The organism is Alishewanella agri BL06 (assembly GCF_000272005.1).
In the GTDB taxonomy this organism is placed as follows: domain Bacteria; phylum Pseudomonadota; class Gammaproteobacteria; order Enterobacterales; family Alteromonadaceae; genus Alishewanella; species Alishewanella agri.
This window is the reverse complement of record NZ_AKKU01000001.1, coordinates 19236-40757: the sequence shown is the minus strand read 5'-3', so window position 1 is coordinate 40757 and position 21522 is coordinate 19236. Positions and strand designations below refer to the sequence as shown.

Annotated in this window: 21 protein-coding genes and 1 tRNA gene; 8 read left to right on the top strand and 14 right to left on the bottom strand. The window is 48.7% G+C overall.

The genetic code is table 11. From position 1 onward, the window contains the following. Positions 1-9 precede the first annotated feature (9 nt). Both AGRI_RS00185 and AGRI_RS00180 read right to left on the bottom strand, forming a co-directional pair. Entirely contained in the window at positions 10-843 is an 834-nt protein-coding gene (locus tag AGRI_RS00185) for a CheR family methyltransferase (RefSeq protein ID WP_008983021.1), read from the bottom strand. A gap of 16 nt (positions 844-859) precedes the next feature. Further along, positions 860-1789, bottom strand: a complete 930-nt coding sequence (locus AGRI_RS00180) for a chemotaxis protein CheV (RefSeq protein ID WP_008983020.1) — start codon at positions 1787-1789, stop codon at positions 860-862. 126 nt (positions 1790-1915) lie between these two features. On the opposite strand from AGRI_RS00180, the gene flgA reads away from it, so the two are divergent. From flgA to flgN, 3 genes are all read left to right on the top strand, one after another. Continuing rightward, positions 1916-2626 (top strand): flagellar basal body P-ring formation chaperone FlgA, encoded by a 711-nt coding sequence (flgA, locus tag AGRI_RS00175; protein ID WP_008983019.1) that lies wholly within the window; start codon positions 1916-1918, stop codon positions 2624-2626. A gap of 77 nt (positions 2627-2703) precedes the next feature. Continuing rightward, on the top strand, positions 2704-3024 hold the full coding sequence (gene flgM / locus AGRI_RS00170) for a flagellar biosynthesis anti-sigma factor FlgM (protein ID WP_008983018.1): 321 nt from the start codon (positions 2704-2706) through the stop codon (positions 3022-3024). Further along, positions 3021-3455, top strand: coding sequence for a flagellar export chaperone FlgN (flgN, locus tag AGRI_RS00165; protein ID WP_008983017.1), 435 nt, complete (start codon positions 3021-3023; stop codon positions 3453-3455). The genes flgM and flgN overlap by 4 nt, the downstream gene beginning before the upstream one ends. Positions 3456-3485: 30 nt before the next feature. Here flgN and AGRI_RS00160 read toward each other — a convergent pair whose 3' ends face one another. Beyond that, on the bottom strand, positions 3486-3944 hold the full coding sequence (locus AGRI_RS00160; protein WP_008983016.1) for an LPP20 family lipoprotein: 459 nt from the start codon (positions 3942-3944) through the stop codon (positions 3486-3488). Positions 3945-4161: 217 nt separating this feature from the next. On the opposite strand from AGRI_RS00160, the gene AGRI_RS00155 reads away from it, so the two are divergent. Both AGRI_RS00155 and AGRI_RS00150 read left to right on the top strand, forming a co-directional pair. After that, a complete protein-coding gene (locus AGRI_RS00155; protein WP_008983015.1) occupies positions 4162-5304 on the top strand; it encodes a flagellar assembly protein T N-terminal domain-containing protein in 1143 nt (380 codons plus the stop codon). 52 nt (positions 5305-5356) lie between these two features. Further along, positions 5357-5431 (top strand) — tRNA-Arg (locus AGRI_RS00150). Positions 5432-5445: 14 nt separating this feature from the next. Here the strand turns inward: AGRI_RS00150 and AGRI_RS00145 are convergent. From AGRI_RS00145 to rppH, 9 genes are all read right to left on the bottom strand, one after another. Beyond that, positions 5446-6444: a DUF4382 domain-containing protein gene (locus tag AGRI_RS00145; RefSeq protein WP_008983014.1), complete on the bottom strand. Its 999-nt coding sequence runs from the start codon at positions 6442-6444 to the stop codon at positions 5446-5448. Positions 6445-6610: 166 nt separating this feature from the next. Further along, the gene (locus AGRI_RS00140) at positions 6611-7300 is read right to left on the bottom strand and encodes a FlgO family outer membrane protein (RefSeq protein WP_008983013.1); all 690 of its coding nucleotides are present in this window, start codon (positions 7298-7300) and stop codon (positions 6611-6613) included. A 174-nt stretch (positions 7301-7474) separates the two neighbouring features. Then, complete coding sequence (locus AGRI_RS00135; protein ID WP_008983012.1) at positions 7475-8134, bottom strand: FlgO family outer membrane protein; 660 nt, start codon at positions 8132-8134, stop codon at positions 7475-7477. Then, positions 8131-8766: a FlgO family outer membrane protein gene (locus AGRI_RS00130; RefSeq protein WP_008983011.1), complete on the bottom strand. Its 636-nt coding sequence runs from the start codon at positions 8764-8766 to the stop codon at positions 8131-8133. Before AGRI_RS00130 ends, AGRI_RS00135 begins: the two co-directional genes overlap by 4 nt. 70 nt (positions 8767-8836) lie before the next feature. After that, positions 8837-9685, bottom strand: a complete 849-nt coding sequence (locus AGRI_RS00125; RefSeq protein ID WP_008983010.1) for a thymidylate synthase — start codon at positions 9683-9685, stop codon at positions 8837-8839. Then, positions 9682-10488 (bottom strand): prolipoprotein diacylglyceryl transferase, encoded by an 807-nt coding sequence (lgt, locus tag AGRI_RS00120; RefSeq protein ID WP_008983009.1) that lies wholly within the window; start codon positions 10486-10488, stop codon positions 9682-9684. Before lgt ends, AGRI_RS00125 begins: the two co-directional genes overlap by 4 nt. Before the next feature lie 19 nt (positions 10489-10507). Continuing rightward, positions 10508-11302, bottom strand: coding sequence for a sulfite exporter TauE/SafE family protein (locus AGRI_RS00115; RefSeq protein ID WP_008983008.1), 795 nt, complete (start codon positions 11300-11302; stop codon positions 10508-10510). Positions 11303-11394: 92 nt separating this feature from the next. Next, the gene (gene ptsP / locus AGRI_RS00110; protein ID WP_008983007.1) at positions 11395-13653 is read right to left on the bottom strand and encodes a phosphoenolpyruvate--protein phosphotransferase; all 2259 of its coding nucleotides are present in this window, start codon (positions 13651-13653) and stop codon (positions 11395-11397) included. 26 nt (positions 13654-13679) lie between these two features. After that, complete coding sequence (gene rppH, locus AGRI_RS00105; protein ID WP_040291187.1) at positions 13680-14186, bottom strand: RNA pyrophosphohydrolase; 507 nt, start codon at positions 14184-14186, stop codon at positions 13680-13682. Between the two features lie 380 nt (positions 14187-14566). Here rppH and mutH point away from each other — a divergent pair, with 380 nt between their 5' ends. Next, positions 14567-15247 (top strand): DNA mismatch repair endonuclease MutH, encoded by a 681-nt coding sequence (mutH, locus tag AGRI_RS00100; RefSeq protein ID WP_008983005.1) that lies wholly within the window; start codon positions 14567-14569, stop codon positions 15245-15247. Here mutH and cysB read toward each other — a convergent pair. Continuing rightward, entirely contained in the window at positions 15244-16221 is a 978-nt protein-coding gene (gene cysB, locus AGRI_RS00095; RefSeq protein WP_008983004.1) for an HTH-type transcriptional regulator CysB, read from the bottom strand. The genes mutH and cysB overlap by 4 nt on opposite strands. 282 nt (positions 16222-16503) lie before the next feature. Between cysB and AGRI_RS00090 the strand changes: the two genes are divergently transcribed. Continuing rightward, a complete protein-coding gene (locus tag AGRI_RS00090) occupies positions 16504-17268 on the top strand; it encodes a hypothetical protein (protein WP_008983003.1) in 765 nt (254 codons plus the stop codon). A gap of 47 nt (positions 17269-17315) precedes the next feature. On the opposite strand, the gene topA is transcribed toward AGRI_RS00090, so the two are convergent. After that, entirely contained in the window at positions 17316-19901 is a 2586-nt protein-coding gene (gene topA / locus AGRI_RS00085; protein ID WP_008983002.1) for a type I DNA topoisomerase, read from the bottom strand. Positions 19902-20127: 226 nt separating this feature from the next. Here topA and astB point away from each other — a divergent pair, with 226 nt between their 5' ends. Next, positions 20128-21468, top strand: coding sequence for an N-succinylarginine dihydrolase (astB, locus tag AGRI_RS00080; protein WP_008983001.1), 1341 nt, complete (start codon positions 20128-20130; stop codon positions 21466-21468). Positions 21469-21522 lie beyond the last annotated feature (54 nt).

Below are 21522 nucleotides of genomic sequence, written 5' to 3'. Positions count from 1 at the left end.
GTTATCAGGCTAGGTTTTCTTGCGGTAGATAATGCCGGGATTACAGCGCAGCATCTCAAAGTCTTCATTCAGACTAGACAGTGACTCGGAAGCGCCCAGAATTAAATAGCCCCGGCTGTTTAAAGCCTGCGCAAACTGGCGGATGATCTTGGTTTTTACTTCGGGAGAGAAGTAAATCAACACGTTACGACAAAAGATAATATCGAACTTACCTAACAAGGTATAAGAGTCGAGTAGGTTTAGGTGGCGAAAACTGACGTTTTTACGAACCTGCTCTTTTACCCGCATCATCCCCTTGCCACTGTCTTCAAAAAAGCGGCTACGCCGCTCTGGCGACAAGCCCCGGGCTAAGGCTAAACCGTCATACTCGGCTCGCTGGCAATGTTCCAGCATAGTATTGGAAATATCGGTACCTAGAATACTGACACCACCAGGAAACGCATTCGGGCGCCCCTGCTGGTACTCGAGCACGGTCATAGAAATCGAATAAGGCTCTTGCCCTGACGAACTGGCCGCTGACCAAATTTTGACGCTGCGGCAAGTTTTTTCCAGCTCCGGAAAAATTTGGCTCTTTAACAGCTCGTAGGGGTAAGTATCCCGAAACCAGAGTGTTTCGTTAGTGGTCATGGCGTCAATAACGGCTGAGCGTAATTGGCGTTCAAACGGATTCATGGTTTTGGTGAGCAACTCGGACAAGGTAGCAATACTAAAACGCTGCATTAAGGGCCCAAGCCGGCTCTTTACCAGATACTGTTTGTTCTCACCCAGCACAATACCGCACTGCTGCTCCAAAAAATCACGGAACTGGCGGTATTCACTTTCTTGTAATTGCTTATCTGTCACCGAAGGTCCTCAGTGCTTAATCAGTGTGTAACCACTTTTGTACTGACTGTGCCAGCTCATCAGGATTAAATTTGGCAATAAAATCCTCAGCACCAACTTTTTGTACCATCTGCTGATTAAACACCCCGCTTAATGAAGTATGCAGAATCACGTGTAATTTGCGCAGTTTCGGATCGGCTTTGACTTCTGCTGTCAGAGTGTAGCCATCCATCTCTGGCATTTCGATATCGGAAATTAATAACCCTACTTTTTCCGTGATCGAGGTCTGACAGTCTTTCGCTAGCTGTTGTAAATAGGTTAAGGCTTCCCGGCCATTATTTACCAAATGCATTTGCACGCCCAGCGGTTCCAGCGCCCGCTTTACCTGATTGCGCGCTACAGCAGAGTCATCAGCAATCAGAATTAAGCGGTTACCCAAATCTGTTGTAATACTCTTGGTTAGGGCTTCATCCCGGATCATCGTTGGCGAAGGAGAAATCTCTTCCAGTATTTTCTCCACATCCAGGATCTCGACCAATTCTTTGTCAATTTCCGTTACCGCCGTCAGATAACTTTGTTTGCCGCTGGTGCCTTTGGGTGGCGGCATAATCGCCTCCCAATTAATATTAACAATGCGCTCAACCCCACTTACCAAGAAGCCTTGTACCGAGCGGTTATATTCAGAAATGATGATAAACGCAGTCGACAAATCGGCGATGGGCTTGCCGCCAGTGGCAAGGCTTAAATCGATAACAGAAATGGTTTGACCGCGGATATGGGCAATACCGCGTACAAATTTATTCCGCTTCGGCATCGCAGTTAATTGCGGGCACTGCAGCACCTCTCGCACCTTAAACACATTGATGCCATACCGTTGCCGACCATTGAGTTTAAACAACAGTAGCTCAAGGCGGTTTTGCCCAACCAACTGCGTGCGTTGGTTAACGGAATCTAGGATACTAGACATCAATGGCTCCTTTATCTGCTAATGGGCGCGGTACTTGCATAATTGGCTAGCAGTGACAGAAAAATGACTGAGCGGTACCTGGCGGTCATGTTATAACCCTTTATCTGTAAAGCATAGCCAAACTATATGAAAAAGTACGAAAATTTTATCTGCCGAGCCCTGTTTACAGCATCATTGTTGTCGGTTTGTTTGCTTAAAGTACACGCCGACGATAACCAGAGCTATACGCCAGAGCAATTAACCGAATTAGCCGAGGTCTGGGTCAATCAGCAATTTGCGACCGCTGACACCGATACGGAAGTGCAACTAACGGCGCTGGATAACCGGATTGGTAACAAAAGCTGTGCGCATGCGCCTGAGTTCAGTCTGCCGGCAAACTATAATCCCCGGCAAACCACGGTGCAGGTGAGTTGCAATGCGCCGTTAGTTTGGCAGCTATTTATTCCGGCACGCCTGACCGAATGGCTGGAGCTGGTAGTCAGCCGGCAAAATATCGCTCCAGGAACCGCTCTTACTGCCGATATGCTGGAAATACAACGTCGTGAGCGGCGATTAGTGCGAGGCGCTATTGTGCAAGAGCCTGCGCTTATCGTTGGCAGCCGTAACAAACGCAGTTTAAGTGTCGGGCAGATAATTAGTTTACAAGACTTATGTCTTGTTTGCCGTGGCGATATTGTTACAATACAGATTAGCCAGGGTGGTTTAGCAGTCAGTACCACAGGCGTTGCGCAGCAAGACGGCAGTTTGGGTGACACCGTTCAGGTTAAAAACCAGCAGTCTGGCCGCAACATCAGTTCCGAGGTCGTTGGCGTGAATCAAGTCCGGATAAAATTTTAGAAAAAAAGCTAAAGTTTTATTAAGTGCAGCCGTTAACCTGAGCATAAGGACTGTGTTTAAGGTGATGAGGTTCTATTATGGCAATTAATATCAATAACTTGCAGAATACTCCGCAAGTAAAGTCAGACAAAACTGACCAACTGGTACAGCGCCAGCAAACTGCTGTGCAGCAAAATGCGTCCAGTCAGGCAACGCAAAAGCAGGACTCAGTATCGATTACCCCGCAAGCGCAGCAGTTTTCTAAATTACAGGAAAAGGCAGCCAATAGCAGTGGTATCGACCAAGAGCGTGTCGACAAAATTAAGCAAGCTATTGCGGAAGGTAAATACAAGATTAATGTTGAGATGCTGGCCAAACGCATCATGCAATTTGAAGGCGATTTATTCGACCGAAAATGAGTCAACAGCCAGATACCATCATCACCTTGTTAAATCAGCAACAAGCGCAATTGGATGCGCTTTTGCTGTTATTATCGCATGAGTTAACTGCCCTAACCCAACGTGATGCCGCGCAACTCGACTTACTGGTAGAGCAAAAAAGTGACTTGCTGCAAAAAATTGCCACCCTTGATCAAACGCTGGCACAATTCCCTGAGTTAGCGAGCTTCAGAAGCCAAGACTGGTTTATTGAGCAAGTGACACAAATGGACAAGACACTGGCTGCCTGTAAACAGCAAACCCAGGTTAATCAGCAAGTCGTCGAGCAAAGCCAGCTAACGTTGCAGCGGCTTAAGAATGAGTTATTAGGGGCGCAGGGTAAATCAGGCTTAACTTATACGAGCAAGGGCCAACCAGCGGTCGATAACAAAGGCCCCGGCATTAAAGCCTGAGCCGGTCAATTAGCATTAGTCTTCAGAATTTCACCATAGATACCGCACACTACGAATACTTTGTTTTGGCTGAGTATGTTGTAATGTTGCGTAAACCTCGGCGAAATTCAGCTCCAGCTCCGTGATATAGGTGTCATCCACTGCATAGGTTTTCACAACCCGGGCACCACGGATCACGCCTTGTACTGAAGCTTCCAACACATCGCTTTGTGCCACCATCGCACTCACTGTATTCTGGCTGTCAATTCTTTGACCATATATCCGCTCAGCTAACTCTCGGTAGGCTTCTAATTTAGACGCGCGCATCGCTAATAACATCCGCTGTGTCGCATCATTGCCTTGCTGTGCGGAAATGGGTGCAGCTCCTAAGGCAGTAATCACCGGGAAGCTCAGCGGAACCTCCTGCTGATACTCAATATGCCGATCAGCCAGTTGACTACAACTCGCCAACAGGGCGCTACAGATAAAAGCTAAACCTGCATTTTTCATTTTGCTCACTCTTGTCAGTCGAAATCGCTATTAAACACGCTGCTGGCGAAGCTTAAAACCAGCAGCGCAGCCTGCGAGTTAATCTTGTGTCTTTCTATAAAGCAAAATAAATGCCATAACCTTCGTTATGACGGCATAAAGTTTGCTTTATCCAACTGAGTTCGGTATTGCTGCCAGCGTTATAATAGCCGCTGCCAGGTTCCTAAAAGGTTTGATTATGAGAAATACGCTTCGCGCGCTGCGCCCTTTAAGCCTACTGCTGTTAAGTTTATCACTTTACAGCGCCAGTGCGGATGCCAACTGGTACGAAGCCACCGGCCAGGCGCCTATTGAGCGTGGTGATATCAATGCCGCACGCCAAGCAGCAATTGCAGACGCTTTGCAACGCGCCAGCTTATTTGCCGGTGCCAAAATACAGAGCGAGCAACAAGTTATTCAGGGTATCTTACAACATCATCAGGTGACCCTAAGTAGCGCTGCAGAATTAAAGCAGGTGCAATTATTATCAGAAACCCACAGCCAGAATCAGGTTAGTATCACGCTTAGAGCACATATTATTGCCGAAGCGAGCCGCTGCAGCTTGCAACACCGCGCACCACTGCAACTCCCGACCATTCAGTTAGCGGCACGGCAGGATGCGATCCATGGGCAATTATTTCAACTGGGTGAACATAGCACCCGCCAACTCGCCCGACATTTGCGTGACTTTGCACCTGCAGCCAGGCTTGAGGTAACAGAGCAATTGATGCTACCGGAACAACTTAACGCGGAAGTCGCCGATGCCTTGTTTGCGGACGGACAGCAATTTATCTTACTTGCCAGCATCAATGATCTATCTCTGGGCCGTAAACTCAGTAAATTCTGGCAAAGCGACAACTACGAGCGTTTTTTTGCTCTGGAGCTGTGGTTATACGATACCTATCAGCGCGAAATCAGCTTTCAACAAGAATATCGCACCGGCAGTCAATGGCCGCAGCAACAAGCAACTCCGGCTAGCCATAGTATGGCATTCTGGCAAATGCCTTATGGTCAGAAAATCGATCAGGTACTGCGTGCTGCCGCTCTTGATATTCAGCAACAACTGCAATGTCAGCCGCTGTTAACGCAAATTCGTCAGGTTCGCCAACAACAAATTGAAATTGGTCTGGGTAGCAGTCACGGTTTAAAAGTAGGCGACCAGGTGCAATTGATACAAGTACAACGCGACCCGCAAGATAGCCGCATTCGCCGCCTGATCCACAGTCCGGTTAAGCTAACGCTCACTGAGGTAACGCCTGACAGCGCCTGGGCCGCCTCGACTGCGCAGCAATTACTGAATCATATCCAACCGGGAGATATCGTGAGTCTGGCAGGGCAATAGCCCCGCCAGTAGTTCACATAAGGATTTAACTCTGTTAGACTTTCGGCCGCCTTGCCCCATAGTTAAATGGATATAACGGCCCCCTCCTAAGGGGCAATTACAGGTTCGATTCCTGTTGGGGCAGCCAGGCCTGACATGAAATTAGTCGCCAAAATTCACTGTTTGCGGCTGCGAGCTACTGCTTATCGTCACATTCTGTGCACTAATAAATGTGATGTCATCAGGTTGATCGGGATCGTCCTGCGTATCACAGCTAATGGCTACGGTATAAGTACCGGCATCAATATAACCCAAGCGATAACTGTAGCGAGTTTGTGAATTATCAAAAAATACCGCTGTGCTGGCATACGGCTGATAGGTGTTATTACCACCATTATCAGATAACTCCAGCAGCGGCCTATCCGCGCCACTGTATAGATAAATACTGGCTACCGCGACCCGTTCATCAGCAGGATTAACAGTACATTGGTTATTGAGTAAAAAACCTTCGCTCACTTCACCCTGCAAATGACCGACAGTGCTGTTATCCACTAACCTTAACCCGGTAGGTTTTAATAAATAATCCGGTGTCGCCGGGTTGTTGTTACCGGATGGATTAGCATCGACCAGCGCTTTGCGTAAATCGAACTCCAGGGTGTAATTAAAGGTGCCGCCCGCAGACAGGACTGGCCCTTGCAACCTAAGTTGATTGGAAGGCACTGATAGCGGCACGCGGCTACCGTCAAGCTTCTCAACATAGCTGCCAGCTGCAATATCTAAACGTAACTGACCGTAGCTCCCTGCAGGTACCGTCGCCGCGCTAATCAGAGCCTCAGCTGTCGCTCCCTGTAGCGTCAGTAAATCAACGCCGCGGGTATTAGGGACTACCGAGCCACTTAAGTTACGACACTCATCGTTCGCATCGGATGTAAACTGACCGGAACCGATAGTAAACCTTTGTGGCGATAAACCATTGCCGACCAGCTCGATTCCAGAGAAACAAACCATTACTTTAGCCGCCTCAGTGACTGGGGCATCACTTACCGCAAAGCTGAACACCGCAGTTTGATTTACCGGCACAGCAGTATCACTGTCGGAGCCACAGGCGGTTAGGCCAAGCGCTGTCAGCCCCATCAAAGTCAGTGGAAATATCGCTTTCATCTCTACTCTCCTTTTTCACCCTGTAAACTGAGATATCAGTTAAGGTTATCCTTTGATTATGCTGAGCCTTGCTGACTGACAGATGAATAAAGCTTGCGTAAGAAGTTTATGGTGACGTAAGCATTATTTATGCTACGTCACGCTGGCAGGTACTGGTTATTTTGCGCTAACGCAAGATCGAAGGATAAAGCGAACTTACCACAAAGTGTGGGATCAGCTGTTGCGAGCTGGCGGCAACCACTTTGGTCCGGAAATTGATGACTCTGGCGTTGACCATAATACCGCGCGGGGTAAATACCATAGTACCCGACAACACATAATCAATTTGCTGCAGCATATCCAGTTGAGTGTGATTGCGACTAAACACAAAGTCACCACCAGGGGTTACCTGAATATCCCGAGTCGTTTTGAAATCCACCACACTAATACCAAATTGCTGGAACTGATGAATAAAGGCTTCTGCTAACTGATTACCAATAATATTGGTGCGGTTTAATTCACTGTCCAAATCGACAAAGGAGGCAACCGCCACCCGTGACTCTACCGGAAATAAATGAAAGGTCTCTACCAGCTGCATCGCCATTTGCGCAACATAATCGTTCAGCTGCTTGTTTGAATTGAGACTGGTGACATATTGATGCGGCACCATCCAGCCGTTCTGCTTGACTCCCTGTTGATTGGTCGGCAGAGGAGTAATGCCGCTATCTTTTCCATGATCATGATAATGCCGACGCATTTCAGTATGGCAATTACCTTTGCTGTCACAACGGCTGTAGCCATCCTCTACCCTGTGATAGCTGTAGCAACCACTCAACAGTGTGACAGCGCCTAATAGCGCCAGACTTACTTTTTTCATTCTTAGCTCCTTGATTCCGACATAAGATGTCGCATTCTTTTCGGCTTATGTTGGCTAAACTTTAGCAAAAGACGAAGAAAAGTCACAAGGCGGTAAAGGTGATAACGGCGAAAGAAAAATGCAAACCGGTTGTCAGGGCGACAACCGATGCGGAAAAAACTAACGATGCGCTGCTTATCCCTGTTTTAACTTTAGAATAGCGTCATGCTTTTGTTGCAGAATCGCGTTGTAGACCGCTGCGGGCACAAAGGTGCGGGCAGCCGAAATCACTCTTTTGCTATCAATCTGAATTAACCGTGCGTTTAACATCACCCCCGCCTGATGCGTAGTGATAGTACCGGTTACTACATATTTGATTGGCAATTCCGCTGATAGCTCGCTAAAGTCCCGGCTTAACACAAAGTCACCTTTGTCGGTCACCCGAATATAATCAGTAACTTTGAAATCCAATACCGGCACACCGAACAGATGTAGATCGTAAATAATAGCTTCGCTCAGATGATTAGAAAACACCGAGCCTTGCTGTAAATCCGACTCAACAAAAGCCAGATCAGTCACCGCGACCATTGCCTGCTCTTCTACCCGATGGTGATTAGCCATTAATTCGTGCACCAGATTACGGGCATAATGATCCAGTGTCACCAGTGGCGTCTGTCGGAAATGTTGTGGCGCCGATTGCACTGAGAATGCCTGCTGCTCCAGGATCCGCTGCTCACGCGCCAGCTCACCGCGCATGGTAACAGCATTCTCTGGCACAACTTTGGCAGCTGGCGGTGTTTGCGAACAAGCAGTCAATCCGGTCAGAGCAAGTGCTAACAACAAATAAGGTTTCATGGTTTCTCTCCGATCCGATCACTTCGATATAAATAATTGCCTCTTTTGAGCATTTTCTCGGCACTCCAGGTGACATTATCCGGAATATAATCCGTTGCTGCCGCCAGCACTTGCTGAGTCTGGATATCAATCAACCGTACATTGACTACCACACCATCCTCCTGCGGCGCATAGGTTCCGCTTAACAGGATACGTGCCTGGTGCTGGTGTTGCAGTTCCGATAATAACCGGGAAAAGCCTTGTTCATGATCCGCTTTTAGCAACACCGCTGCCCGCAAACGTAAATCAATAACGTTATAGCCACGCTGCACTGCCGCTGTCAGCATACTTTCAGCCAGTTGGTTAGCCAGGTCAATTTGCTGGCTGTTACTGTCTTCCAGGGTTAATTGGCGTACCGGCAAAAAACTACTGACGGCAATCCCATGCCGCCACTGGTTTTCAGCACCTGACACCGGATTAAACAGTTGCACCGCTAAACGATCGGTATAAAACCCCAACGGTTGCGGACTTAAACCCGTCGACTGTACCTGCCTGATGGGCAGCGGTACGGTTAACCCGGTACTCTGTTGACGGGCACAGCCGCTCAGCGCTATTAACACACTAAGCAGCAGGCCGGCAGAAAGCTTATTCATAATCACCTCTTGCTGGTTACTACTAATGCTGTTAGCAAAAAACAGGCCACAACAAGAGATGATTTTTTGACTAGACGCTGAACGGGTATTTGATTGCCGGGTGGTACTGGTAATCGTGCAATACGAAATCGTCAGTTGTAACCCAGGTTTCCAGATCGGTTAAGCTGCGGATCTCGGGATTAATAGTTAAACGCGGCGAGGGATAGGGTTCACGCTGCAGCTGCAGTTTTAACAGCTCCAGCTGATTTTCGTAAACGTGAGCATTGGCAATTTTATGGTAGGCCTTACCCGCTTTGTGGCCGGTGATTTGCGCCATAAGTGCCAGTAATACGAAACATTGTACCTGATTAAAATTCAGTCCCAGCGGTACATCACAGCTACGTTGATAAGACGTCAGATACAGCTTATCTCCCAGTAAACTAAAGGTATGGGTATGCATGCAGGGCCGCAGACAACCAAGCTCAAACTCACCAGGGTTATAAAAGGTCAGGATCTCGGCACGATCGTCGATCCCCTTGCTCAGGTTGCTGACGATTTTTGCCAGTTGATCTAAAGTTGAGCCATCGGGCTTCTGCCAACGCCGGCCTTGCACACCATATACCCGGCCCATATCATCTTCACCCTTACGATGCGGGTTATCTAACCAGGCCTGATTTTCGTTGGCATTCGCGTTCCAGGTATTACAACCGATAGCACGGAATTGTGCGGCACTGTCATAACCCCTTAAGTATCCTAACAATTCAGCTATCGCTGCTTTGTAATAACTTTTACGTGTCGTCAGCAGCGGGAATTGATTATTGCCAACATCATATTCCAGATCAGCATTAATGACTGTCAGACAGCGGGTACCGGTACGGGCATTCTCAACCCAGATGCCTTCATCAACAATACGCTGACATAACTGTAGATATTGCCTCATGATTTAACTCCCCGCCGCGCTTGTTGCCGGGCGTAGAGCACTATGCCAACGCCGGCAATAACCATTGGCAGACATAACCACTGTCCCATCGTCATCCCAAGTGACAACACGCCAAGATGGGCGTCTGGCTCACGGAAAAACTCTACCGTAAAGCGCGCGATACCGTAGCCGGCTAAAAAGACACCGCCCAATACGCCTTGTGCCGGCTTTAATTGTCTAATCAGAATAATCAAAACAAACAATAACATGCCTTCCAGAGCGACATGATAGAGCTGTGACGGATGGCGCGCCACATCGCCACCGGTGGGAAAGACCATCGCCCAGGGTACGTCGGTTGGCCGGCCCCACAGTTCTCCATTGATAAAATTGCCAATACGTCCGGCAGCCAGCCCCAACGGGATCAGTGGGGCAACAAAGTCACCCAGTGCCAGGTACGGTTTTTGGTATTTGCGGGCAAACAAGGCCATCGCAAGCAATACACCTAATAACCCGCCGTGGAATGACATACCGCCTTCCCAGATCCGAAATAAATATAATGGGTCCTGCTGCAAATAGCTGAATTGATAAAACAGGATATAACCAATCCGTCCGCCTAATAACACCCCAAGAAAACCATAAAACAACAAATCGCTGACCTGTTCCTTATTCCAGCCCGAATTGGCTTTCGCCGCCTGCCGGTTCGCCAGCCACCAGGCAATCGCAAACGCGACCAGGTACATCACGCCATACCAATGGATCTTCACCAGGCCCAAGTCCAGTAGGACTGGATTAATATCTGGAAATTGCAGCGGTGTCGTTGTCATAACAGTCCTTTTATGTGTTCTAAGCCAATACCATGCGGGCCGAGACCACTAACAAAAAGATCCCGAACACCCGCTTAATGGTCATTACCGGTAACTTTTGTGTCAGGCTGGCACCAATGGAAGTAGTAAAAATGGAGGTACTAATCACACCCAGTAAAGCAGGTAAATAGATATAACCAATAAAACCGGCATTAAGCTGATAATGCTGCCAACCGGCACTGACATAACCGACTGTACCGAAAACAGCAATGGCGATACCACTGGCCGCGGCGCAACCGATAGCGCGGCGCATATCTACAGAAAAATAGTTCAGCATCGGCACGATTAGGGCTCCCCCACCAATACCGAGTAACGCAGCAAAGCTACCCAGCAGTGCGGCAAAACTGCCAAGTGGGATCAGACCGGGCAGCGCAGCTTTGCCAGTGGTACTTCGTGAAATCAGCATACGCAGCGCCAGTATCCCCACGGCAACACCAAAAATCAATTGCAGTGTATTACCACTCAGATTATGTGCCAGGTAACCCACCAGCAGTGCGCCGAGTCCGGCACCCAGCATCACCGGCAGGGCAATATTCCAGCTCACGTTATTACGTTTATGATGCGCTCGGACCGATGACACTGAGGTGATAATAATAGAAGCCAGCGAGGTTGCAATCGCTACCACCATTGCATGCTCAGCCGGAATAACATCAAAAAAGGGTAATAGTACTACTAACACCGGCACGATAATCAGGCCACCGCCAATACCCAATAAGCCTGCCAGTAAACCCACTACGGCGCCTAAGGCGGCGGTTAACAAGAAGATGCTTAACAAAAGCGATTACTCAGCAACACAAGATAGCCCTAGTGTACCAGAAGCCGTTGGCTGCTGCAGTAGGGTTAAGCGTTGGCTCATCTTAGCTTGCGTCAGGCCCGGACTTGGGCTAACAGCTGCTTTTGTTCCAAAAAGCGCTGTACCTGCAGCCGAACTTGTTTTGGCGAGTGACAACAGAGGACTTCCGGTAACAGTAATGCCAGCTCCGATAAATCAACCCGCCGCAATAACCATTTTATCCGTGCCAAATTGCTGCTATTCATACTAAAACGCCGGAATCCCATGGCCGCCAGTAACAACACCCCTGCTGGTTCACCACCCAACTCGCCACAGATACTGATCGGAAACTTTAACGCCTGCGCCTGCTGGCCCAATTGATACAGCGCGCGCAGTACGGCAGGGTGTAGCGCATCATAGAGGTTAGCAACCCGGGCATTATTACGATCCACGGCCAGCAGATACTGCGTTAAATCGTTGGTACCAACCGAACAAAAATCGACCTTTTCAGCCAGCTCCGGCAATAAGTATAAAACCGAAGGCACCTCAATCATCACACCAATTTTCGGTTTTGGTAAGGCAATACCCAGCTCGTCGCTAACCTCAAAGCAAGCTTGGCGAATTAAGCGCACCGACTCATCGACTTCCGCTAAATCACAAACCATCGGCAGCAGAATATGCAGATTATTTTGGTCAATATTGGCCTTGATCATCGCCCGGATTTGCACCAGAAAAATTTCCGGATGATCCAAGGTTAACCGGATCCCACGCCAGCCAAGAAACGGGTTTTCTTCGATAATACTGAAATAAGGTAAGGCTTTATCACCGCCAACATCCAGCGTACGCATCACCACGGTTTTCCCCGGATAACCGGTTAACACCTTCGTATAGAGCTCGACCTGCTCTTGCTCGGTAGGAAAACGACTGCGGATAATAAACGGAAATTCAGTTCGGTATAAACCAACGCCATCCGTGTACTGGGCGTTTTGGTTCTCCAGCTCTACCGCCAGACCGGAATTCACCATAAATTTAAAGCGCTCACCACATTGCGACTGTGACGGCAAGTGAATTTCTTCCTGATACCTGGCATGCAAGGCGACGTCTTCACTGATCAGTCGCAGGTATTCATTACTGACCGCCTCGGTTGGCGACAGCAAAATCAAGCCCTGGTAACCGTCAACGATAACTTTTTGTTCATGCCAGTGTAAAAGAGGTAGTTCGCTGACCCCCATCACCGCTGGGATCCCCAGCGCTCTGGCCATAATAGCAGCGTGCGAGTTGACCGACCCGCGCAATGACACCACGGCAACTAACTGCTCGCGTGGAATTTCAGCCAACATGGTCGCGGTCACTTCATCGGCAACTAATACCACTTTTTCCGGCAACTTGGCCCGGCGCTGTTCGGTATCCAGCAAATTATTCAGCACCCGCTGCCCCAGATCGCGGATATCCAAACCACGCTCACGCAGATAAGGATCTTCCATATCATCAAACTGGCGGGCAAAACGTTCTACAACCCGCTTCAAGGCACTTTTGGCACACCAGCCTTCAGCAATTTGCTCTTCAATCTCCCGCCCCAGGCTGGCGGCATCGAGTAACTGGTGATAAACATCAAAAATCGCCAGCGCATCTTCCGGCAAATGTTGTGACATCCGCTCAGCCAGACGATTAAATTCCGCTTTAGTAATCTTTACTGCGCGATAGAACAGCGCCAGTTCTTTTTCTGGATCATCGGCTTTTTTCAGTGAAATCGCGGCAAAATCGCTGGCAGGCTGCAGCACATAAGCCTGACCTATCGCCATCCCCGGCGCACCGGGTAACCCATGCAACTGTGTTGCCTGTTGTTGGTAACTTGGACTGCGGCTGGCTGCATCACGCATTTCAGCATTAGCCAGCACTGATGCCAGTTGCACGCCGAGGGTCACCAAAAAGGACTCTTCATCTTCGCTAAAGACGCGCTCTGCAGATTGCTGAATCGTCAGCACGCCCAGCACTTTGCGATGATGGATAATGGGGCAGCCTAAAAACGCCGAAAAGCGATCTTCGCTGACCTCTGGCGTGACTTTAAATCGTGGGTGTAAATGGGCCTGAGCCAGATTGATGGGTTCTTCCCGTTGGCCAACCCAACCAATCAAGCCTTCGGAAAAACCAATCGACACTTTGCCAACGGCATCCTGATTTAAACCATCAGTTGCCATTAGCATAAAATGCTGCTGTTCATAATCGGCAAGATAGACCGAGCAACATTCGGTGGCTAACGCGTGTTTAATACTACTGACCAAGCCAGCGAGCGCCTTGTTAAGTATCGGCTCCTGTGCCACATCCTGAACAATACGCCGCAACTGGCCTAACATACTAACCTCATTAATTTGAAGGTTGTTTATGGTTTACGTTTACTGCTATCCCGGCGAATAAAAGGCAAAGCGACCGGAGCGAATTCTTTCATAACCTTGCGATACACTTCCCGTTTAAAGGAAACCACCTGCCGCACCGGATACCAATAACTGACCCAACGCCAGCTATCAAACTCGGGGTGACTGGTTTTCGCCAGATTTACGTCTTCTTCCCGGCAAGTCAGTCGTAGTAAAAACCACTTTTGCTTTTGCCCAATACACACCGGGTTACTGTCTTTACGAATCAGTCGTTTTGGCAGCTTATAGCGTAACCAATGTTTGGTTGTCGCAATAATTTCTACGTCTTCGGGCCTTAGCCCAACTTCTTCGTGCAGTTCACGGTACATTGCCTGTTCGGGAGTTTCCCCGTCGTCAATACCGCCCTGTGGATATTGCCAGGAATGCTGACCATATCGTTTCGCCCAAAACACCTGTCCATGGGTGTTACAAATCACTATGCCGACATTGGGCCGGAAACCCTCGGCATCGATCACACTAACCTCAAGCAAGTCTCTGTCTGCTATAGCAAAGATTCTTTCACAAAGTTGCCGTGGCGGCAAACGGTATTTTCAGCTTACTTCACACAAGTTATCCACAGCAAGATAAGTTTAAGCGGCAACACTGTGAACTTTTTCACAGAGTCTGTGCATAAAGCCTTGGATAAGCCAGAGTTAATCACTGGATAACTTCTTGTCCCTGTCGAAATCAAGATTTAATAAATAGGTTTTTATATTACATTTCATTTAGTTAGCTAATTAACCGGCTGCCAGCTTAGCAGCTTTGTCTGTGCATAAGTTAGTTTGCTGCGTTTTTAAGCAGCCGTCACAGCAAAAAAATGCTAGGGTAATAATTCACTTAGCTAACGAACGTCACGATGCCTGCTGCCCCTGCTAACCTTGATCAAATACTCGCCCGTTGTCAGCAGATTGCCGGCCTGACACTTGGCCAATTGGCGGCTGAATTACAGGTGCCGGTTCCTGCCGATTTGCGGCGTGATAAAGGCTGGGTGGGCCAACTATTGGAATTAGCGCTAGGCGCCAGCGGTGGCTCACAAGCGATCCATGACTTCCCGCACCTTGAGCTCGAGCTAAAAACCCTGCCCATTGACCGACATGGAAAGCCGCTGGAAAGTACCTATGTTTGTGTTGCCCCCCTTACCGGGGCAACCGGGCAACAATGGCCTGAATCCTGGGTCTGCCGCAAACTGAGCCGCGTCTTGTGGTTACCGATACTAGCAGAGCGAGATATGGCACCGGCCGATAGGATTATTGGTCAGGGCTTTATCTGGCAACCCGACGCCGCGCAGCAGGCTTTACTGCGACAAGACTGGGAAGAGCTGATGGAACTGATTGCACTGGGACGTTTGGCTCAAATTAAAGGCGCGCATGGTAAGGTATTACAGCTGCGCCCCAAAGCCGCTGACAGTAAAGCACTGACAGCGGCTATTGGTGCTGATGGCAGGCCAGTACTTAGCCTGCCACGCGGTTTTTATCTAAAAGTGGCTTTTACCCGGGCTATCTTAGCGCAGGCATTTGGATTAGAGAGCGAGCGTTAACGTACCGGCAGGTCAAACTTGCTGAACATCCGGTCAATTTCTTCCTGACTACGCAAAGCATTGGCTTTTTCTACCACATCTTTAGTCAGGTGCGGTGCAAAGCGCTCGATAAAGTCGTACATATAGGTGCGTAAAAACGCGCCCTTACGAAAGCCAATTTTGGTAGTAGAGGCATCGAATAAGTGACTGGCATCCAGCGCGACTAAATCCTGGTCCAGCACCGGGTCGATGGCCATGGAAGCGATAACCCCCACGCCCAAGCCAAGCCGGACATAGGTTTTAATGACATCGGCATCTGTGGCAGTAAACACGATTTGCGGTTCCAGTTGCCGGGCGGCAAAGGCGCGATCCAACTCCGAACGTCCGGTAAAGCCGAAGACATAGGTAACAATCGGAAAACGCGCTACATCCTCAATTTGTACTTTGTGGCTAAGTTGAGCAAGCGGATGATCTTTACGGACGATCACGCTCCTGTTCCAGTGATAACAGGGCAACATCACCAAATCGTTGTATAGGTGTAACGCCTCAGTGGCAATGGCAAAGTCCGCATCACCACGCGACGCTGCTTCGGAAATTTGTTGCGGCGAACCCTGATGCATATGCAAAGAGACCCGCGGGAACTTTTGCATAAAACTACGGATCACCGGTGGCAGTGCATAGCGGGCCTGAGTATGCGTTGTGGCAATATTCAACTTGCCCTGATCTGGCAGCGTATGCTCTTTGGCGATGGCTTTGATATTTTCCACTTTCGCCAAAATTTGCTGCGCAATCTCTATCACCTCGCGACCTGCCGGGGTAACGTGCGTCAAATGTTTGCCGCTCCGCCCAAAAACCTGAATACCTAACTCATCTTCCAACATTCGAATTTGCTTGCTGATACCCGGTTGGGAGGTATACAAACTTTCAGCGGTGGATGAGACATTCAGATTATGATTCATCACCTCAACGATATAGCGTAATTGTTGTAATTTCATCGCTAAAGATCCTTTCTAACCAAATGTCACTATACCTGATGACAGAGATATTCCAATAGCTTTCTATACTAGCAGTTTCTATATCAAAATGTTGCTAGGCGAAAGTCTATACTACCGCACTTGCAGCAGATGAATTTTTGGCGCAACTTTTGCTTAAGCTAATAAATAGCAAAATTGGTTTTAGTGGTAGAACGACGGAGCATAAACAACGCCAAAGCTTGGCTGTTCATCTGTGGTTTTTCCGATTAAGATGTTGGCATATCCTGAAAGACAGAGGTGTAAATGGTCTTACCCCTGATCATCACGCTAATCTTAGCTTTGGTGATTATCGCGATTACCGTTAATGTGATGCAACAGCATCGGGAGCGGTTACGGGCATTGAAACGTGCTGAATATACGAAGCTACGACATGGTCTGGAAGAAACAGAAGAAATTTTGTTTAACGCCGCCAATGTCCCGCTATCTACCGGCCTATCGTTGATGTTACTAAGACGGATCAGTTATCTGTTACGAGCCATGGTCGAATTGGAGCCAACGGCAAAAGATCTGCAGCAACGACTTGATGAAACCGAAAAGCGCGTCAGCGAACTGAGTAATGCCCAACAAGCAATCGCAGATATACCGGGCCTGCCTGACAACGATCAACAATTACTTGCCATGGTTAAAGGTATTAAGAAACTCAGAACCCTGCTGCGGGCTGAGCATGCCAGAGGTAACATGGATACCCAGTTAGTTATCGATGAAGATCGCCGGTTAGATTTACTGCAATTGCGAATAAATGTTGAGAGCCAATTAAAACGTGGTCGTAACGCCCGAGCCAATAATATGTTGGGCTCTGCACGTCAATATTTTGAAAAAGCGTTGACTGTATTGCGTCATACCAGTCACCAGAATGATTATGTTACTAATCGTATTTCAGAAGCCCAAATGGCGCTGGAAGAAATTACCGTTGAACTCAAGCAGGGTAATGCGCGGGATATCGAAAAACGTGGTGAAAAAGAGAATAAAGATATCGATGAGCTCTTTGCGCCAAAACGCAAATGGTAATAACAAAACAGGGCCCTGGGGCCCTGTTTTGTTAAACACAACGCTGGCTATTTATCAGTAACGACCCAACGGCCATTCTCATACCAGGCCGACCAGCCGGTCGCTTTACCATTCTGCTCGGTCATTACATACTGCTGCTTAGTTTTGCGGCTATAACGCACTATAGCTGGGTTACCTTGCTTATCCTGCTCCGGCGCATCGGCCAGATAGAAAAACTTTGGCGACAGCCGGTCACGAAATTGCTTTAACTCACTCACCAGTGGCGCGCGGGTTTCACGTGATTTCGGGAAGTTTGCCGCTGCCAGAAACACACCTGAAGCCCCATCGCGCAACACAAAATAGGTATCCGACTTCTCACATTTTAACTCTGGCAAATGAACCGGATCTTCTTTCGGAGGAGCCGCTTCGCCGTTGCGTAATAACTTACGGGTGTTTTTACACTCGCTGTTAGTACAGCCAAAATATTTACCAAAGCGGCCGGATTTTAACTGCATCTGCGCGCCGCACTTATCACATTCAATCTCAGGGCCCTCATAACCCTTCAGCTTGAAGTTGCCCTGCTCCACCAAGTAGCCATCACACTGTGGATTGTTACCACAAACATGCAGTTTGCGCTGCTCATCAATCAGGTACGAGTCCATCGCGGTACCACATTTAGCACAGCGTTTTTTCTGACGTAGCGCTTCGGTTTCCAGTTCATCATCGGCAACATGCACCGCTTCTTCGCCTGACACCAGATTCATCGTCGTAGTACAGCGCTCTTTGGGTGGTAAGTTGTAACCCGAACACCCGAGGAATACGCCGGTAGAAGCCGTACGAATCCCCATCTTGCGACCGCAGGTCGGACAATCAATATCGGTTAACACAAACTGGTTGACGCGCATCCCACCTTGCTCTGGTTCCAATTCAGCGGTTTGCAATTTTTGGCTAAAGCCCTGATAAAACTGGTCCAGCTCACGGCGCCAGCTTAATTGCCCTTTCGCAATATCATCCAGCTTCAGCTCCATATTGGCAGTAAAATCGTAATTCATCAGATCATCGAAGTTTTCAACCAAGCGGTCCGTTACAATTTCCCCCATTTTTTCGGCGTAAAACCGCTTATTTTCCACCCGAACATAGCCACGTTCCTGAATAGTGGAAATAATGGCGGCATAGGTCGAGGGCCGTCCAATACCACGTTTTTCCAGCTCTTTTACCAGGCTGGCTTCGCTAAAGCGGGCTGGCGGTTTGGTAAAGTGTTGTGCTGCAATAAGGTCCTGCAAACTCAGGACTTCGCCGGTTTTCACATCAGGTAGCTCGGCTTCTTCTTCGCCTTTGCGCTTTACTGCTGGTTGCACCCTGGTCCAGCCGTCAAAACGCAGTACCCGGCCTTTCGCTTTCAATTCAAAATCCGCTGCACTGACGGTGATATTGGTCACATCATATTGCGCAGCCGGCATCTGACAGGCCACAAACTGGCGCCAAATTAATTCATAGAGCTTACGGGCATCGGCTTCCATATCAGTCAGGGCCGATGCCAACACCGTGACGTCGGATGGCCGCACGGCTTCGTGAGCCTCTTGTGCATTGGCTTTGCTACCGTAACTGATTGGCTCCGCAGGCAGATAGGCTGGCCCAAAGGTATCGCCAATATATTCCCGACACTGATTGACGGCATCGACACTCAGGTTGGTCGAGTCGGTACGCATGTAGGTTATATGACCTGCTTCATAAAGCCGCTGCGCCAACATCATCGTTTTTTTCACCCCGTAACCAAGACGGGTACTCGCGGCTTGTTGCAGGGTTGAAGTGATAAAAGGTGCCTGTGGCTTACTGCTGCTCGGTTTATCTTCGCGCTCGACGACGCGGTATTCAGCCTGGCGTAATATCGCCAGTGCCGCATCGGCAGCGGCTTTATTTACCGGGTTAAAGGTTTTGCCGGCATGTTTCTGTACCGCAAGTTGCAGTGGCGCCTTGGCGGCAGTCAATGTATCGGCATCGATACTCCAGTACTCCTCCGGTACAAAGGCTTTAATTTCCCGTTCCCGTTCTACCACTAACCGCACAGCGACCGATTGCACCCGGCCTGCGGATAGCCCGCGGGCAACCTTTTTCCACAGCAGTGGCGATACCATAAAACCGACCACCCGATCGAGGAAACGTCGTGCTTGCTGGGCATCGACCTGGTCCAGATTCAAAGCACCTGGCACCTGGAAGGCCTGGGTAATGGCATTTTTAGTAATTTCGTTAAAGACCACCCGCTTAAATTTTTGCTCATCACCACCAATGACTTCACGCAAATGCCAGGCAATCGCCTCCCCTTCACGGTCTAAGTCCGTTGCCAGATAAACCGTATCCGCTTTCTCAGCCAAGGCTTTTAGCTCTTTCACCACTTTTTCTTTGCCGGGCAGAATTTCATAGCGAGCTTTCCAGCCATGCGCCGGATCAATCCCCATCCGATCTACCAGGGCCTGATATTCCTTTTCGGCTTTACTCAGGCTTTTATCCGTGGTTTTGGCTTTATCTTTGCTGCTACTCGTGGGCAGATCCCGGATATGCCCCACACTGGATTTAACGATAAAATCGCTACCCAAATATTTATTAATGGTTTTCGCTTTTGCCGGTGATTCAACTATAACCAGTGATTTTGCCATTTTTAATCCAAAGATCCTTCAGCACGACGCCCTAGTCTGACGCCCCTTTTTTAAACGTATATCCGCAAACCGTTATTGTGACAAGTGTCTAAACTGATTATTATGCCTATTGGCTGGTTTTTTCGCTGAATTGACCAGTCTCTGACCATCTAAAAAAATGAAGCATAACATCCCGCGACCAAAAACAACAAAAACAGCGTCGCAACAAATAAGGATAAATATTGAAATGCAAGCTTATGAAGCCAATTTTGACGGCCTGGTAGGGCCGACGCACAACTATGCCGGTTTGTCAGTCGGTAATGTTGCCTCTTTAAACAACGCTAAAAACGCTTCCAGCCCGAAACAAGCAGCCAAGCAAGGTCTGCAGAAGATGAAAGCGCTACATGATTTGGGCATGTTACAAGGCGTGTTAGCACCACAAGAGCGGCCAGACCTGGCTGCGCTGCGCCGGCTCGGATTTAGCGGCACTGACACCCAGGTGATTACTCAGGCTGCAAAACAAGCGCCACAAGTATATCGTGCGGTTTGTTCTGCATCCAGTATGTGGACAGCTAATGCGGCAACGGTATCGCCGAGTGCTGACACCGCTGATGGCAAGGTCCATTTTACCCCTGCGAACCTGACTAATAAGTTTCATCGCTCGTTAGAGCCGGAAACTACCGGACGTATTTTGCGGGCAATGTTTAATGATAGCCGCCATTTTGCACATCACCAGCACTTACCGGATAACGATCATTTTGGTGACGAGGGCGCCGCTAACCATACACGCTTATGCAGCGACTACGCCAAAGCCGGTGTCGAGCTGTTCGTTTATGGCCGTCACGCCTTTGATAGCAGTAAACCCGCACCGCAACGTTACCCGGCCCGGCAAACGCTGGAAGCCTGTCAGGCAGTGGCACGTTTACATGGCTTAAGTGATACTGGCACGGTTTATCTACAACAAAACCCGGCCGTGATCGATCAGGGCGTGTTTCACAATGATGTTATTGCGGTAGGTAACCGTAATGTGCTGTTTTATCACCAGCAAGCATTTTTAGACACCCAGCAGAAACTGACTGAAATCCGGCAGAAATTTGGTGAGACCAGCCCGCTGCATTTTATTGAAGTTAAAGATCAACAGGTTTCAGTCGCCGATGCAGTCAATACCTACTTGTTTAACACCCAATTAATTAATCTGCCATCCGGTGAAATGGTGATTATTGCGCCTACCGAATGCCAGGAGCACGCTGGCGTATATCGCTATCTCACCGAATTATGTGAACAGGATACGCCCATTCGCCAGGTTAAATATTTTGATGTTAAACAAAGTATGCGCAATGGTGGTGGTCCTGCCTGTTTACGACTACGCGTCGTGCTAACTGAACAGGAACGTCAGGCTGTTAATCCGGCAGTATTGATGTCCGATGCACTATTCGGGCGTTTAAATACCTGGGTCGATAAGCACTATCGCGACCAGTTAAACGAAGCTGATCTGGCCGATCCACAGCTGATGATTGAATCGCGCACTGCTTTAGATGAGTTAACCCAAATTCTGCAGTTAGGTTCGGTTTACAGTTTTCAGCGTTAAGTTCTAGTACTAACTAGCTACCGTATTTTTCTGGTAGTGCATAATATAAAAAGG

What these genes read in the sequence shown, in the direction of transcription:
- AGRI_RS00180 (WP_008983020.1), bottom strand. Translation starts at nt 1,789, where the DNA reads ATGTCTAGTATCCTAGATTCCGTTAACCAACGCACGCAGTTGGTTGGG.
- flgA (WP_008983019.1), top strand. Translation starts at nt 1,916, where the DNA reads ATGAAAAAGTACGAAAATTTTATCTGCCGAGCCCTGTTTACAGCATCA.
- flgM (WP_008983018.1), top strand. Translation starts at nt 2,704, where the DNA reads ATGGCAATTAATATCAATAACTTGCAGAATACTCCGCAAGTAAAGTCA.
- flgN (WP_008983017.1), top strand. Translation starts at nt 3,021, where the DNA reads ATGAGTCAACAGCCAGATACCATCATCACCTTGTTAAATCAGCAACAA.
- AGRI_RS00160 (WP_008983016.1), bottom strand. Translation starts at nt 3,944, where the DNA reads ATGAAAAATGCAGGTTTAGCTTTTATCTGTAGCGCCCTGTTGGCGAGT.
- AGRI_RS00155 (WP_008983015.1), top strand. Translation starts at nt 4,162, where the DNA reads ATGAGAAATACGCTTCGCGCGCTGCGCCCTTTAAGCCTACTGCTGTTA.
- AGRI_RS00145 (WP_008983014.1), bottom strand. Translation starts at nt 6,444, where the DNA reads ATGAAAGCGATATTTCCACTGACTTTGATGGGGCTGACAGCGCTTGGC.
- AGRI_RS00140 (WP_008983013.1), bottom strand. Translation starts at nt 7,300, where the DNA reads ATGAAAAAAGTAAGTCTGGCGCTATTAGGCGCTGTCACACTGTTGAGT.
- AGRI_RS00135 (WP_008983012.1), bottom strand. Translation starts at nt 8,134, where the DNA reads ATGAAACCTTATTTGTTGTTAGCACTTGCTCTGACCGGATTGACTGCT.
- AGRI_RS00130 (WP_008983011.1), bottom strand. Translation starts at nt 8,766, where the DNA reads ATGAATAAGCTTTCTGCCGGCCTGCTGCTTAGTGTGTTAATAGCGCTG.
- AGRI_RS00125 (WP_008983010.1), bottom strand. Translation starts at nt 9,685, where the DNA reads ATGAGGCAATATCTACAGTTATGTCAGCGTATTGTTGATGAAGGCATC.
- lgt (WP_008983009.1), bottom strand. Translation starts at nt 10,488, where the DNA reads ATGACAACGACACCGCTGCAATTTCCAGATATTAATCCAGTCCTACTG.
- ptsP (WP_008983007.1), bottom strand. Translation starts at nt 13,653, where the DNA reads ATGTTAGGCCAGTTGCGGCGTATTGTTCAGGATGTGGCACAGGAGCCG.
- mutH (WP_008983005.1), top strand. Translation starts at nt 14,567, where the DNA reads ATGCCTGCTGCCCCTGCTAACCTTGATCAAATACTCGCCCGTTGTCAG.
- cysB (WP_008983004.1), bottom strand. Translation starts at nt 16,221, where the DNA reads ATGAAATTACAACAATTACGCTATATCGTTGAGGTGATGAATCATAAT.
- AGRI_RS00090 (WP_008983003.1), top strand. Translation starts at nt 16,504, where the DNA reads ATGGTCTTACCCCTGATCATCACGCTAATCTTAGCTTTGGTGATTATC.
- topA (WP_008983002.1), bottom strand. Translation starts at nt 19,901, where the DNA reads ATGGCAAAATCACTGGTTATAGTTGAATCACCGGCAAAAGCGAAAACC.
- astB (WP_008983001.1), top strand. Translation starts at nt 20,128, where the DNA reads ATGCAAGCTTATGAAGCCAATTTTGACGGCCTGGTAGGGCCGACGCAC.